Origin of the sequence: Streptococcus alactolyticus (assembly GCF_012277075.1) — a bacterium.
Lineage (GTDB): Bacteria > Bacillota > Bacilli > Lactobacillales > Streptococcaceae > Streptococcus > Streptococcus alactolyticus.
In genome coordinates, this window is record NZ_JAAXMT010000005.1 from 417,279 (window position 1) to 432,745 (window position 15,467).

The 15,467-nt window shown below is 40.2% G+C and carries 15 protein-coding genes; 2 read left to right on the forward strand and 13 right to left on the reverse strand.

The window, feature by feature from the left end:
- Positions 1–25: 25 nt before the first annotated feature.
- Genes HFK82_RS03965 through cpsA form a run of 5 tightly spaced genes read right to left on the reverse strand, consistent with a single transcriptional unit; the run spans position 26 to position 5,078 of the window.
- Entirely contained in the window at positions 26–1,402 is a 1,377-nt protein-coding gene (locus HFK82_RS03965; RefSeq protein WP_168260882.1) for a sugar transferase, read from the reverse strand.
- Between the two features lie 27 nt (positions 1,403–1,429).
- Positions 1,430–2,161, reverse strand: coding sequence for a tyrosine-protein kinase (locus HFK82_RS03970; RefSeq protein ID WP_168260883.1), 732 nt, complete (start codon positions 2,159–2,161; stop codon positions 1,430–1,432).
- A 14-nt stretch (positions 2,162–2,175) separates the two neighbouring features.
- Entirely contained in the window at positions 2,176–2,862 is a 687-nt protein-coding gene (locus HFK82_RS03975) for a Wzz/FepE/Etk N-terminal domain-containing protein (RefSeq protein ID WP_168260884.1), read from the reverse strand.
- A gap of 8 nt (positions 2,863–2,870) precedes the next feature.
- Positions 2,871–3,602, reverse strand: coding sequence for a capsular polysaccharide biosynthesis protein Cps4B (gene cps4B / locus HFK82_RS03980; protein ID WP_154455063.1), 732 nt, complete (start codon positions 3,600–3,602; stop codon positions 2,871–2,873).
- Positions 3,603–5,078, reverse strand: coding sequence for an LCP family glycopolymer transferase CpsA (gene cpsA / locus HFK82_RS03985; RefSeq protein ID WP_168260885.1), 1,476 nt, complete (start codon positions 5,076–5,078; stop codon positions 3,603–3,605).
- 284 nt (positions 5,079–5,362) lie between these two features.
- Between cpsA and HFK82_RS03990 the strand changes: the two genes are divergently transcribed.
- Positions 5,363–6,271, forward strand: a complete 909-nt coding sequence (locus tag HFK82_RS03990; RefSeq protein ID WP_154455061.1) for a LysR family transcriptional regulator — start codon at positions 5,363–5,365, stop codon at positions 6,269–6,271.
- A gap of 59 nt (positions 6,272–6,330) precedes the next feature.
- Here the strand turns inward: HFK82_RS03990 and HFK82_RS03995 are convergent, their stop codons facing one another.
- From HFK82_RS03995 to rpiA, 5 genes are all read right to left on the reverse strand, one after another.
- Positions 6,331–7,128 carry a LytR family transcriptional regulator gene (locus tag HFK82_RS03995; protein WP_240928822.1) on the reverse strand — a complete coding sequence of 266 codons (798 nt, stop codon included), beginning with the start codon at positions 7,126–7,128 and terminating at the stop codon, positions 6,331–6,333.
- Entirely contained in the window at positions 7,125–7,832 is a 708-nt protein-coding gene (gene deoD, locus HFK82_RS04000; protein WP_154455060.1) for a purine-nucleoside phosphorylase, read from the reverse strand. The genes HFK82_RS03995 and deoD overlap by 4 nt, the downstream gene beginning before the upstream one ends.
- A 55-nt stretch (positions 7,833–7,887) precedes the next feature.
- Positions 7,888–8,703, reverse strand: coding sequence for a purine-nucleoside phosphorylase (locus HFK82_RS04005; protein WP_168260886.1), 816 nt, complete (start codon positions 8,701–8,703; stop codon positions 7,888–7,890).
- Between the two features lie 10 nt (positions 8,704–8,713).
- Entirely contained in the window at positions 8,714–9,925 is a 1,212-nt protein-coding gene (locus tag HFK82_RS04010; protein ID WP_168260887.1) for a phosphopentomutase, read from the reverse strand.
- A 106-nt stretch (positions 9,926–10,031) separates the two neighbouring features.
- A complete protein-coding gene (rpiA, locus tag HFK82_RS04015; RefSeq protein WP_168260888.1) occupies positions 10,032–10,712 on the reverse strand; it encodes a ribose-5-phosphate isomerase RpiA in 681 nt (226 codons plus the stop codon).
- 630 nt (positions 10,713–11,342) lie between these two features.
- On the opposite strand from rpiA, the gene mnmE reads away from it, so the two are divergent.
- Positions 11,343–12,716, forward strand: a complete 1,374-nt coding sequence (mnmE, locus tag HFK82_RS04020) for a tRNA uridine-5-carboxymethylaminomethyl(34) synthesis GTPase MnmE (protein ID WP_168260889.1) — start codon at positions 11,343–11,345, stop codon at positions 12,714–12,716.
- A 43-nt stretch (positions 12,717–12,759) separates the two neighbouring features.
- On the opposite strand, the gene HFK82_RS04025 is transcribed toward mnmE, so the two are convergent.
- The 3 genes from HFK82_RS04025 to pepV form a co-directional block, all read right to left on the reverse strand.
- Entirely contained in the window at positions 12,760–13,218 is a 459-nt protein-coding gene (locus HFK82_RS04025) for a zinc ribbon domain-containing protein (RefSeq protein WP_168260890.1), read from the reverse strand.
- Positions 13,219–13,337: 119 nt separating this feature from the next.
- Positions 13,338–13,922, reverse strand: a complete 585-nt coding sequence (locus HFK82_RS04030; RefSeq protein ID WP_154455055.1) for a uracil-DNA glycosylase family protein — start codon at positions 13,920–13,922, stop codon at positions 13,338–13,340.
- Positions 13,923–13,982: 60 nt separating this feature from the next.
- Positions 13,983–15,389 carry a dipeptidase PepV gene (pepV, locus tag HFK82_RS04035; RefSeq protein WP_168260891.1) on the reverse strand — a complete coding sequence of 469 codons (1,407 nt, stop codon included), beginning with the start codon at positions 15,387–15,389 and terminating at the stop codon, positions 13,983–13,985.
- Positions 15,390–15,467: the final 78 nt, after the last annotated feature.

Sequence of the window (15,467 nt, forward strand, 5' to 3'; positions counted from 1 at the left end):
CAATATGAAAGGAAGTAGATAAGTTCTACCTACTTCCCTCTCTTTTTAGTACGACTCCAAATGTTTTTGCAATAATTTTAATATCTTCACTGATGCTCCAGTTTTGGATATACTTCATATCAAGTGCCACGACTTCTTCAAAGTCGGTAATGTCACTACGACCGCTAACTTGCCATAAGCCAGTGATTCCTGGTTTGGTTGTTAAGCGTTTGAAATGATGTAACTCATAGTGATGATACTCATCAAGCGTTGGTGGACGTGTGCCCACAACAGACATTTCACCCTTTAGGACATTGATAAATTGTGGTAATTCATCAAGTGACCAATCACGTAACTTATGTCCAAATGGGAAGATACGAGGGTCATCTTCCATCTTAAACATTAAGTCAGTATCCAAATCATTTTGCGCTAGTAATTCTTTTTTGCGTTCTTCGGCATCGGTGTACATGCTTCTAAATTTGTAAATTTCAAAAACTTTACCGTTTTTACCAACCCGCTTTTGCTTGAAGATTAATGGCCCAGGTGATTGTTTTTTCACAATTGGTGCAATAATCAAGGCAACAATGCCAGTTAACACCAAGCCGATCAAGGCAATCACAATATCCATCAAACGCTTCAAAACTAGTGCGCGAAATTTGACAATGGTATAAGCCGTTGTAACAAAAGTCATGTCACCAACTTTTTTCAGAACACTATCTCCAACATAAAAGTTAGAATAATTTCCAATTGCAACCGTTGTTGGAATCCCTAATAACCTCAAGCATTGAGCAAAACCTGAAAACTGTTCTAAATTGTGGTTGACTACAAAAATTTCATCAACTTGGTGATTAGCCACAAAATCTCTGATATTTTTATCTGTAGACAAAATTGGTTGTTCTACTTTAGAATTATTTTTCTTACTGATGTAAGCTGTAATGTGGTAATTAAAACGATCTAAGTCAACTTCAATTTCCTTATCATTGTCAAAATCAGTCACCAAAAGAACTTTTTTAGGATTTGACATTTGCGTCTTAAACAAGGTCTTAACACAAATACGTCCGATAAAAACAAATAACGTTACAAGGACAAAGACCTGAATAAGAAAAGCATAAGACATCTGTGAAATATCTTGAATAAAACGAACTTTCCCAAGAATCAGAACAAAGGTGAATAGGACAAGGACTCTTGTTCCAAAAATGATAGAAGAACGTAACTCCTGCAAATATCCGCGATTATTGATATAAGAGTATTCATCGGTTAAAACATTAACCGCAATGACGAGCCCCCAAAACAGAATTGCAAAGAATTTACTGTTAAAAAACTGATAAGGATAACAAGTGACAAGCACAAGGTAACTGACAATGACAGCAAAAACATCTGATAGGAAATAATATATTTTCTTTTTTGAATCTTCACTATACATATCAACTCTAGACTATTCTAATAGAAACTATTTCTTTTTACGACGTCTATTCTTAGACGTTTCTTCCTTTGCCTTACCATAGTTTCCATAGTCGCCATAACTACCATAGTGACCGTAGGTATCCGTAGTAACATCATATTGGTTTAAAATAACACCAAGGAAAACTGCACCACTTTGTTCCAGCTGTTCTTTCAATTTTGTGATGGTACGGCGACGATCTTCACCAGCTTTTGTTACTAAAAGGCTAGCATCCGAATAGTGTGCTAAAATAGCTGCATCAATCACTAAACCAAGTGGAGGTGTATCAATGATAACATAGTCGTATAAGCTACGAACCATATCAATCATGGTTTGAAATTGATTGTTTTGCAATAATGACGTTGGGTTAGGAGCAGCTTGTCCTGCCGGAATAACCATAAGGTTTGGAATCGTTGTTTCACAAATAACATCCGACAACTCTGCATTACCTGAAAGATAACTAGTCAAACCTTGGTATCGTTCATCTGAACGGAAAGTCCCTGACATAACCGAATTACGAGTATCTGCATCAATTAACAAAGTTCTAAAGCCTGCCTTAGCAAAGGAAATAGCAATATTCATCGATGTCGTTGATTTTCCCTCACCTGGCTGCGCTGATGTCAAGGTAATAATCTTGTAGTTTCGACCACTAAATTGAATATTGGTACGGATAGAATTGTAATATTCCTCCAAAGATTTGACCATTTGCGCTTTAGCAGCTACTAATTCTAATTTTGGCATTACAATACTTCTCCTTACAATTTATCAATATCTGGAACAATTCCTAAAAGAGGCAGCCCAAGAACATCCTCAATATCTTCTGGACGACGTACACGATCATCAAGAACTTCTAGTATGATAATACTAATAACCGCTAATCCCCCACCAGCAATAACTCCAATAAGTGTATTGCGTTTAATATTTGGTGATGAAGGTTCTTTCGGTACTTCTGCTGCCTCTAAAGTTGTCACGTCATCCACTTTCGTAACAGCTTTAATCTTCTCAGCAGCCACCTCTCGAACAGTGTTCGCGATAGTTGCAGCTTCTTGAGCATTATCATCTTCAACAGAAATCGAAATCACACGAGTATCTGTTGGAATAGTAACAGAAATCATTGATGATAACTCATTTGGTGTTAATGATAATTTTTCTTTATCAATAACTGAAGACAAAACTTCGTTTGATGTAATCACTTCTTGATAGTCCTTAACCAAATAAGATCCAGCCTGTAAATCTTGGTTTGTGATGCTATCTGCTGTACGGCTAACCACATAGATACGTGTTGTCGATGTGTACTTAGGTTTGATTAAAAAGACACTTCCTAATAAAGCGATCGTTCCGACAACAAGGGCGATAAAGATAATGAAGAACTTTCTACTCCAAAGCTTTCGCAACAAGTAAAGCACATCGATCTCGATGCTAGCATTGTCATTTGAATTCATATTAACTCCTATAAGTATTGATTTTCTAATAAGGCTTGTGGATTGCCTTCAAACAAGCGGTAAGCTCGATTGTTACCATATTCTTTTGCGACTATTTCTCTTGCTTTATCCATAAAAGGAGGACGAGGTCCTAGGTTATGCATATCACTAGCCACACAGTGAACTACATTTTTATCCAAGAAATAGCGAGCACGTTTTTTAAAGGTACGGTTTTTATCCCCAAAGAGTTTTGATTTCAAAATATGGGCACTATTGATTTGCGTATAGCAGCCCATGTTAATCAACTCCTTAACACGATCTTCTTCAAATTCTAGAGCATTATAACGTTCAATATGGGCAACAATCGGTGTGATACCAAGCATAATGACATTACTAAGGGCTGTGTGAATGTCTTTCCATGGTGTGGTCATACTAAACTCAATCAAGGCATAACGTGTATTATGCATTTTAGGAACCTGATTTTCCTCTAGTTTTTTTAGTAAGTCTCCACTATAGTAAAGTTCACCACCATACAAAATCGTAAGGTCTTCATACTTGGATTCTGCAGCCTCTTTGACTTGTTGAAAATGGTCGGCAATGGTCTCTTCTGGTGTTTCAAACATACCTTTGCGACGATGCGATGTTGACACAATCGTTCGGACACCTTGACGGTAGCTCTCGCCAATCAAATTCAAACTTTCTTGCAAAGTCGCTGGGCCATCATCAACACCAAAAACAATATGCGAGTGAATATCGATCATTTATTTTCCTTCCATGACATTTTTAATAGCTTGTGAGGCTTTTGCTACGCTAGCATTATCCAGTTGAATCATATAAAGGCTAGCATTTGGCATGGCGTAAGAGGTCAACTGTCCAGTTGAACCTGTACCAGTTACTTCCTGTGAACTGAAAATGAATGTCTTACCTGAATCCAATTGTTCGTTCACCAATGACATCATTGTATTGAGAGGCATATTGGTTTGAATCGAATCTTGTAAGGTTGAAATAACATCTGAATAGTTAGAAACTGATTGGAATGACGTTAATTTTTCTACAATGGCTTGGATAACTTTCAATTGATTATTTCCACGGTCATAGTCACCGTGTTCCAAACTATAACGTTCACGAACAAAGCCAAGGGCCTCTTCACCTGATGTTAGATTAATATTTCCAACACCAAAATTGTAATTACCATGTAAGCTTGTGAACGCTTGGTCATTATAAACCGTTACACCACCTAAGGCATTAATGAGTTTTACAAATGAGGTGAAGTTCAAACGTGCGTAGTAATTTATTGGAATATCATAAAGATTTTCAAGGGTCTTAACAGATGTTTCAATACCATAGATTCCAGCGTGGGTTAATTTATCATACTGATCAGCTCCGCCATCTGGAATTCGAACATAAGAGTCACGTGGTGTGGTTGTCATAAGAATTTTATGGGTATTCATATTAACCGTCAAGATCAGGTTGACATCTGAACGCGAAACCGTTGAAACAACACCTGAAGTATCAATACCACTAATATAGATGTTAAAGACATTTTTATCTGTTGTTTTAGCTGTATCTTCAATGGCTTTCTTGATTTTATAAGTATAGATGGTTTTTAGATTTGATTCGTAATCATTATAGGATAACTCAAGTAAACTTGAGTAGGAACTGTTTAGTACCATAGCTTGACTGCTACCATTAATGAGATTTTCATAAGCAGATTGATAAGAATCAACGGGATTAACAGTTAACTCCACTCCTTTTTCAGATTTAATATTAGCAATCAAGGCATTGATATTACTTTCATCTGCTGAAGTCGGTGCTTGCACATTGGTTAACTCACTCACATCCGAAATCGAACTATTGGCAGGAACAACCACTTTCATTTCGATTTCAGAGTAACTAGCCGTCTTATTGATATTGTCGGCAACATCCACCAATGATTTAAAGGCGAATAAGGAAACACCAACGACAATCGAAAAAAGAACGAGCAAAACAGTTACCAGGTGTTTTCCCTTTTTAAACAATGTTAGTAGTAAACAAACAAGAAAAACAACTACCAACACGGCTGTGTAAATCACATTAACATGCCTAAAGGCTAAAATGTTATGAGCATACATGGTGTAGCTAGCAATTCCAGCTAAAAGGGCGAACAAAATTAATAAGACACCATTGGCAATCATCTGCGTGTCAAAACGGTCGTTTGAGCGACTACGATGACGCTTATGGCGTGTAGAATGGGACATTTTCATCTCTACTTTCTAATAATAAATATTAACGTTCTTATTTTATCACTCAGTTGTTTTTTTTTCAATATAGTTTTCAATCAATTATTTGTAAATTCAATGTTTGAAAACAATCATGAAAACAAATAAAATAAGTATTTTTTAAGAAAATGAGAAACAATCAATTATATCGTTACAAAATCGTTACATATTTGTAACAAGTGTTTTTTCTTTGTTATCGTTCGCTTTTTCTATTATATGCTCCCTACTTGCCCTTCTTTCTATTTTAAGATAAACTAAAAGCTATGAGAATACAACAATTACATTATATCGTTAAAATCGTTGAAACAGGTAGCATGAATGAGGCTGCCAAGCAACTATTCATCACGCAACCTAGCCTATCAAATGCTGTTCGGGATTTGGAGCGTGAAATGGGCATCAAAATTTTTATCCGCAATCCCAAAGGAATTACCTTAACCAAGGACGGTGTGGAATTTCTTTCTTATGCGCGCCAAATTTTGGAGCAGACTGCTCTTTTAGAAGAACGCTATAAGAGCAAAGATACCAATCGTGAGCTATTTAGCGTGTCTTCACAGCATTATGCCTTTGTGGTCAACGCTTTTGTTTCTCTACTCAAGGGTGCTGATATGTCACGTTACGAGCTCTTTTTGCGGGAAACACGCACCTATGAGATTATTGACGACGTTAAGAATTTCCGTTCTGAAATCGGCGTTTTGTTTTTAAATAGCTACAACCGCGATGTCTTGACAAAGATGTTTGACGATAATCGTCTGACTTATACCAGTCTTTTTCAAGCACACCCTCATATCTTTGTGAGCCAGGATAATCCGCTTGCCAATCGCGACATAGTGACCATGAAGGATTTGGAAGACTTTCCTTATTTGAGTTACGACCAAGGGATTCACAATTCCTTCTATTTTTCAGAAGAGATTTTTTCACAAATTCCGCATAAAAAGTCTATCGTCGTGAGTGACCGTGCGACCTTGTTTAATCTCTTGATTGGTTTGGATGGCTACACCATTGCTACGGGGATTTTAAATAGCAATCTTAATGGTGACAATATCGTTTCTATTCCGCTGGATGTAGAGGATATGATTGATATTGTCTATATTCGTCATGAAAAAGCTAATCTTTCTAAGATGGGTGAGCGTTTCATTGATTACTTGCTTAAAGAAGTGCAATTTGACCAATAGATACCAAAAACTAGGACACATCCTGTTGCCATTTCAGGAGATGTCCTAGTTTTTTATTATTACCAGTCATAATGCGAACGCATTTCTTGCTTAATGAGTTCGTTAACACTATCAAAATAGAAATGATAACGGTCATAATGGATGCCAGCATAGCTTGCCAGCGTAATGATTTTATTGAGGAAATCTTGTGAGGAGAAATTTGTAGTGCGGTGTAACTCCTCCTCGTCAAAAGGCTTAATCAGATGCGCCAAGGGATTGCGTACCGAACGCTCAAATTGACGCAACTCTCTTATGATTTCCTTGATATCATAAGGCAAATGACTGTATTGCAGCAATTCTGACAAGCTCTTTGTAGTTATCTTGTCATCACGCCTAATGGCCAGATACTGATGAAAAATGGGATAATCGCTTTGCTTCATTTTGTGAAAGAGCCATGTGTCGTACTGGGCATTTTTAGCATCATGAATAAAGGTTTCAAAATTAGGAACCTCCCTCTTGGCCAAACGATAGAAAAGACGATAAAGAATGGGACTGACAGCCCTCACAAAATCAATGATTTTCTCGTTTTTTACCTTGGCTTCCAAATCCATGATATAATTGGCCAATTGCTCTTCTTCTCGAGGATTACGAATCACAGAAAAACCGTATTGCTGATAAATGGCCTGATTTTCCTCGTGATGAGCAAAGACAAAGCCCACATTTAATTCACGACGCTCTTTTAACATTTCTAAAAGATAGCAGCCTTGCTTTGGAAAGGCAGAATACTGCTCTGCAATCCTCCAAGCGTGGTGATAGGCATAAACATCCAAGAGAATATCTATGGTTTCATAGATGGGGATAGGAATGGGTGGCATCATTCAGCAATCAAGGTTTCAAGACCAACAGTCATCATATCTGTAAAGGTTGTTTGGCGTTCTTGAGCAGTTGTGTCCTCATCAGCCACAAGGCTATCTGAAATCGTCATAATACCTAGAGCTTGCACCCCATGTTTAGCAGCTAAATAGTATAGAGCTGCAGCTTCCATTTCAACGGCTTTAACACCCAATTGACCCAATTGGATATTCTTGTCCGCAAAATCAGAATAGAAAGCATCCACAGACAAGACGCTACCAACGTGTGTTTTCATGCCCAAGTCTTGCGCAATGTGGTAAGCTTTGTCAAGCAGAGTGAAATCGGCAATTTGTGGGAAATCGTACAAAGGCCATTCGTTTTTAATCATACTTGATGTGGTTGCAGCAGCTTGTGCCAAGACCAATTCACGCACATGAACATCCTTGTTCAAAGAACCCGCCGTTCCGACACGAATCAATTTTTTAACACCGTATGACGTAATCAATTCGTTGGCATAGATAGAGATAGATGGCATTCCCATACCTGTTCCCATAACGCTGACGCGGTGTCCTTTGTAAGTTCCTGTATAACCAAGCATACCACGAATGTTATTGAAACATACAGCATCTTCTAAAAAGTTTTCAGCGATAAATTTGGCACGTAATGGGTCGCCTGGCAATAAAATTTTATCGGCAATGTCGCCTGGTTTGGCTTCAATATGTATTGACATAATACTTCCTTTCACTAAATAACAGTGTGGTATTTAAATACTACGTTTTAGTAGCCTAGTTCAATTCTACTAAAATAGACTTGACTAAGGTTTTGAAATCTTCTTTGATTTGTTGTGTAACGGCTACCACTTCTTCGTGGTTCAAAGAACTTTGGAAACCTGCGGCATGGTTCGTAATAGCTGAAATTCCCAAAACTTTTAAGCCTGAATGAGCAGCAACGATAACTTCTGGAACAGTTGACATGCCGACAGCATCTGCACCAAGTGTTTGGAAGGCACGGATTTCTGCTGGTGTTTCATAACATGGACCAGATACCCCAAGATAAACCCCTTCGTCTAGGGTAATACCGATTTTTTCAGCGACCTTGTGAGCAATAGCACGGTAGTCAGCTGTGTAGGCATCCGACATATCAGGGAAACGTGGACCAAATTCGTCAAGGTTTGTCCCAATCAATGGGTTTTGACCTGTCATGTTAATGTGGTCTGAAATAGCCATCAAAGTTCCCGGGCCAAAACCAATACCACCAGCGGCATTGGTCACGATAAGCCCTTTACAACCAAGAGCTTTCATGACACGCACTGGGAAAGTCACCACTTTCATGCTGTTGCCTTCATAAAAATGGAAACGCCCTTGAAGGGCAAGTACTTTGTGCCCACCAAGGTCACCGTAAACCAATTGGCCAGCGTGACCCGCAACGGTTGACTGTCCCCAGTGTGGAATATCTTCATAAGGAATAACCACAGCATTGTCAATTTCTTCAGCTAATTCGCCAAGTCCTGAACCCAAAATCAAGCCAAATTCAGGAGCATCACAAGCTTTTGAAACTAAAAACTGGCGCGCTTCCTCGATTTTTTCAATAATTGTTTTCATAAATGACCTCTTATACTAATTTATCTAAGAAAGATTCCCCAATCATGGCTGTTGCAACACCAAAGTTTTCAGCAATTGTTGCTGAGATATCTGCAAAATGACCTTGTGGCAAGACACCCGTTTCTTTGAATGATGGACTGTAAGCCAAAAGTGGAATAAACTCACGGGTGTGGTCAGTTCCTGCATAGGTTGGGTCATTTCCGTGGTCTGCAGTCACCAAGAGCAAATCATCTTCTTTCATGTTAGCGATAATTTCTGGCAGACGGCTGTCAAATTCTTCCAAGCAATCACGGTAGCCCTCTGTGTCACGACGGTGTCCGTACATAGCGTCAAAATCAACCAGGTTAGTAAATGACAAACCTTTGGTAAATTCTGGCAATTGCATGGTTTTGAGAAGCGTATCTACACCGTGGTTGTTTGATTTGTTGTGACCCATATCATTTGTGATACCTGAACCGTTGAAAATATCGTTGATTTTACCAACACCATAAATTGGCACACCAGCGTCAGCCAATTTATTAAGGACTGTTGGGGCAAATGGTGACAAAGCATAGTCGTGGCGGTTAGCCGTACGAGTGAAGTTTCCTGGTTCACCAACGTATGGACGAGCAATGATACGTCCCAGCAAACTTGGACGCTCTAAAGTGATCGAACGAGCAAATTCACAAATCTTATACAATTCATCAAGCGGAATCACATCTTCGTGCGCTGCAATTTGAAGTACTGGGTCTGCTGATGTGTAAACAATCAACTCACCTGTTTTCATTTGGCGTCCACCAAAGTCGGCGATAACTTGTGTTCCTGAATAAGGTTTGTTCGCTTCACGAATGATTTTACGACCTGAAAACTCTTCAATCTGCGTCAAGATTTCTTCAGGGAAACCGTCAAAGAAAGTGTCAAATGGTTCTGTAATGTTAAGCCCCATAATTTCCCAGTGGCCAGTCATAGTATCTTTTCCAAGTGATACTTCTTGCAATTTTGTCACATAGCCACTTGGTTGGCTTTCAGCTGGTACGGTTTTTAGGGGTGTTTCGCGTGGGATATTCCCAAGACCGATTTTTGCCATGTTTGGCACGTTTAGCCCTGCGACTTCTGAAATGTGACCAAGGGTGTCAGATGTTGTATCTGGAACTCCAGCATTAAAGAATTTATCTGAATCTGGTGCTGCTCCGATTCCGACAGAATCCAAAACAACAAGGTGAATACGATTAAATGTTGACATACTTTTCCTCATCTAGGGTGGTTACGGTTAGCACCCAAAACCTCCTAATCCTTTTATGTGACAAAGATTAGCACTTTTCTAAAACATCTACGAATATATCTAACAATTAGCAGTTAGCTTCCAAAATAGTGACACCGTCTTGACCTGCGACGATAACTTTATTGACCATACCGTTAAAGAGGCCGTGGTCCACAACGCCAACCATAGCTTTTAATTCTTGGCCAAAAGCAACTGGATTGTCAATCACGCCCATATCAAGGTCAATGATGAAATTTCCCATATCAGTGACATAGCGTTCTGTATCGCTTGCCATGCGGAAAGATGGCTTGTAACCTTTGGCGTCAAATTCACGGAAAATGCGGTCGGCACCGTAAGTCACCACTTCAACTGGCAACTTGAAAGCACCCAATTTTTCAACCATTTTTGACTCATCAACTACCCAAATGTACTCTTTTGTTGGGGTTGCCACGATTTTTTCCATAAGGAGAGCACCGCCGCCACCTTTGATACCATTAAACTGAGCATCAATTTCATCAGCACCATCAACTGTCACATCAATCACGTCAATGTCATCAACTGATTTTAAGGGAATACCTAGGGATTGGGCTTGGGCTGTTGTACGGCTTGATGTTGTGACACCTGTCACTTGCAAACCTTCTTCCTTCATACGACGACCGATTTCCTCAACAAAGAAATATGCCGTTGAACCTGTTCCAAGACCAACAACCATACCGTCTTTCACGTACTGAGCAGCTGTTACACCAGCCATTTTTTTGAGTTTGTCCATAGCTACCTCTCTATATCTCATTAAAGAATTCCTATTTCCAAATACTTATTATACCATGATTTTAATAAATGCACTACCACACACTTTTTAGCCCTGGAGAACTCTTTTCCTGTCCAAAGCTTTTGATTTTAATATAAAAAGACGCCTGAATAACTTCAGGCGTCTTTTTAATGACTCAAATGCTTATTTAAACAATAACCAAGCAATTAGTCCGATAATGACTAACCAGTCTAGAAATGCTTTCCAATCAAACGGGTGTCTTGTTACTTTAAATGTTACTTTCATGGTGTTTTTTGTTACTATTTAAGTACACCCCCGAACGGGGAGTGAATAGTGATTTCTCACTATTCAAAATCGAGATGCCATTCAAACGTTATGACTAGCAAGTTGATTTTGACGATAAGCTTGTTTGTTTTAAGTTTGAATGGTTTTTAGTACTTAAATCGTTATTTCTCTTCTGTTATTTTCTTGCCTGAGAAGTCAGTTTTTACCGCACTCAGTCTTGTGTACGTGCTTCTATTATACCATGATTTTGGGCGTTTGTATTGTGTGTATTTATCAGTTAGGGGAGTTTTTGTAAGAGAGCCCTTTCTGATTGCTAGAATGCTGTTTTTACGTTACAATAGCAGTATGATTACTAATGAATTTGATACAATTGCTGCTATCTCAACTCCTCTTGGTGAAGGGGCCATTGGGATTGTCAGAATTTCTGGAACAGATGCGCTAGCGATTGCGCAAAAAATATACCGTGGGAAAGACCTAAACCAAGTGGCTACGCACACCATTAACTACGGTCACATTGTCGACCCTGATAAGGATGAAGTTCTTGATGAAGTCATGGTGTCTGTCATGCTGGCGCCTAAAACCTTTACTTGCGAAGATGTGATTGAAATCAACACACACGGCGGGGTTGCGGTAACCAATGAAATTTTGCAATTGGTTTTGCGTCAAGGAGCTCGCTTAGCAGATCCTGGGGAATTTACCAAGCGCGCCTTTTTGAATGGTCGTGTGGATTTGACCCAAGCCGAAGCCGTGATGGATATTATCCGTGCTAAGACCGACAAAGCCATGAATATTGCCGTCAAGCAGCTAGATGGCTCTTTGTCACAACTCATCAACGACACGCGCCAAGAAATCCTCAACACACTGGCTCAAGTCGAGGTCAATATTGATTACCCAGAATACGACGATGTAGAAGAAATGACCACCACTTTGATTCGTGAAAAAACGCAAGAATTCCAAGCACTTTTGGAAAATTTATTGCGCACCGCTCGCCGTGGGAAAATCTTGCGTGAAGGCTTGTCAACAGCGATTATTGGTCGTCCAAATGTTGGAAAATCAAGCCTGCTGAACAATCTCTTGCGTGAAGATAAGGCCATTGTCACGGATATCGAAGGAACCACGCGTGATGTGATTGAAGAATACGTGAATATCAAGGGTGTTCCGCTGAAATTGGTGGATACTGCTGGTATTCGCGAAACGGATGATGTCGTGGAAAAAATTGGTGTTGAACGCTCTAAAAAGGCCCTTGAGGAAGCTGACTTGGTTCTGCTTGTCCTCAACAGTTCTGAACCTTTGACCGATCAAGACCGCGCTCTGCTAGAACTTAGCAAAAATAGCAACCGCATCATTTTGCTCAATAAAACAGACCTGCCTGAACAAATCGAGGCTGACCAATTGCCTGAGGATGTTATTCGCATCTCCGTTCTCACCAACCAAAATATCGACCTTATCGAAGACCGCATCAACCAACTCTTCTTCGATAACGCTGGTTTGGTTGAAAAAGATGCAACCTACTTGTCAAATGCTCGCCACATTTCATTGATTGAAAAGGCGGTGCAAAGTTTGCAAGCGGTCAATGAAGGGCTTGATCTAGGAATGCCTGTTGATTTGCTGCAAGTTGATTTGACACGTTGCTGGGAAATTCTCGGTGAAATCACTGGAGATGCTGCCCCAGATGAGTTAATCACCAAACTCTTTAGCCAATTCTGTCTTGGAAAATAAAAAGCAAGAAATCACTTTTCAGATTTCTTGCCAAGTGCTGCTACTACAGTAGCGGCTTTTTTAATTTCCAGTGCTTCAATGTTAGCAATTGCTCAGAAAAATAAGCTCTGGTCTGCTCAGGGGTGTAGGTGTCATTTGACATATGAGCGACCAAGAAATCAAGCAAATCATCCATCGTTTGATAAACAAACTGCCCATTCGTGTAACACCATTTGCAATAGTCCTCGTTGAAATGCTTATCCACTTCTCTACTAATCATATCGTCCTCATCCAGCAGCATGCCACAACACTGGCAAATAAGCTTTCTTGGACTTCCTAGCAATGTATTGATTGACACGTCAAAAGTAATGGAAATCTGTTTCAGGGTTTCGATATTTGGGGTTGAATTCCCATTTTCCCAACGTGAAACAGCTTGGCGGGTAACAAACAACTTATCAGCCATATCATCCTGCATGAGATGGTGTTTCGTGCGAATTGCTTTTAAGATATCCTTTGTTTCCATCTTTTCTCCCTCCCTCTTTGGAACACCTTCATTTATAGCATGGACTTGTTTGCGTTTTCAAGCAATCGTCTGTTGCTTTTCTTGCACTAAAAAACTCGCCCGAACAGCGAGTTTTTGCCTTATTTCGAGAGAATTTCCTTGACACGCGCTTGCAAATCTGGAATCACATATTCCGCAAACCAAGGATTTTTAGCTTGCCAAATGTTATTGCGAGGCGATGGATGCACCAACGGAAAAAAGGTCGGCAAATAATCTTTGTAATGTTTGACCGTTTCAGTCAATCTGGCAGACGATTTTTGGTGCAAATAATAGCGCTGAGCGTAAGACCCCACCAAAATGTGCAATTCAATCTGCGGTGCTAGAGCGAGGGTTCGCTCGTGCCATTTTTGGGCAAAGCCCTTGCGAGGCGGCAAGTCCCTTGATTTCCCCGTACCAGGAAAATAATAATCCATCGGAACCACCGCAAAAAGCCCTGAATGGTAAAACATCTCTCGGTCAACCCCAAGCCACTTGCGCAAATTGTCCCCACTCGGGTCATTCCAATACAAGCCTGACTCTTGGGCACGAATACCTGGTGCCTGTCCGACAATATTAATGCGTGCAGTGCTTGGTACGGTAAATAAGGGCTTGATGCCTTTTTTGGTGTAGGCGATATTTTGCTCATCTGCCATAATATCTGCTACTAATTGGTCAATGGTATCCATCACATGCTCCTCAAAACAAAGAAGAGATATTCTTTTCAGAGTTCTCTCCCTTACTGTTTATTATTTGATTAATTCGTAAATAGCTTCTGCGTAAATAGCAGCTGCACGGTAAAGGTCTTCGACGTCCGCAAATTCATTGGCTTGGTGCATGGTATTCACATAACCTGGGAACATAGCGCCAAAGGCAACACCACGTTCAAGAAGACGTCCGAATGTTCCACCACCGATAACTTGTTCGTAACCTTTAAGGCCTGTTTGTTTTTCGTAAACAGAAAGAAGCGTTGCGACCAATGGGTCATCAGCTGGCACGTAGTGTGGGGTGTGTTCGTGGTCTGAAAGAGTCACGCATGTTACACCTTCCAAAGTTTCCAATTGTTCTTTGATAGCTTGTGGTGTCGTACCTTGTGGGTAACGGAAGTTAAGCGTGATTGTGTTGTCATCTGAATGACGGTCAAAGGTAAAGACACCAGCGTTCATGCTAAGGGCACCCATTTTAGCGTCTGTATAAGCCACACCCAGTTTTTTACCAGCAAAATCACGGTGTAAGACATTGGCAGTGACATTCAAGTAAGCTTTAGCTGCTCCAGCAAAGTCAAATTGGTTCAAGAAAGTTGCCAAGTAGGTTGCCCCGTTGATACCTGCTTCTGGTGTTGAACCGTGAGCTGATTTTCCGATAAGGGTCACGCGGTAAACATCACCGTCTTGTGTTAATTCTGCGGTTAAACCTTCAGCGCTTGTAAAGGCTGCCAATTTGTCTTGAAGGTCTGCTAGGCTGCTGTTAGCAGTGAAAGTTGCAGTGGCAGATTCTGGTACCATATTGTCACGAAGCCCTGCTTTAAAGCTAAGCAGTTGGAAAGCACCATCGTTTTCACCAGCAAAATGCAAGTACTCTGTGATATTTCCCTTTTCCCCATTAATAATTGGGAATTCTGCATCAGGTGAGAAGCCAAAGTCAGGGTCTTTCAAGCCATTGTGGGCAAAGTAATAATCCATGTCGCCCCAGCCTGATTCTTCATCTGTACCGACGATAAAGCGTACTTTTTTAGAAACTGGCAAGCCAAGTTCTTTGATGATTTTTAGGGCATAATAACAAGCCATAGTTGGGCCTTTGTCATCAGATGACCCACGCGCATACAAACGACCATCCTTGATAACAGGTTCGTAAGGGTCAGTATCCCAGCCACTACCTGCAGGCACAACGTCTAAGTGAGCAAAGATACCAAGGACTTCGTCACCTTCACCAAATTCAAAATCCCCTGCGTAGTTATCAATATTACGTATCTTGTAACCATCGCGCTCTGCCATTGCCAAGAAATACTCCAAAGCTTTCACAGGTCCAGGTCCAAATGGGTGTTTGCTATCTGCTTGGCTATCATCACGTTCTGAATTGATGCGCAACAAGGCAAATAAGTCATCCATCATGGCGTCTTTGCGCTTGTCCACCTCTGCTCTAAAATCTACTGTCATTTTTCAAACTCCTTCTAAGATATGATTTTGCCTCCGTTTGAGAGCTATTGACGTATCATATCACACGCTTGTTTCACA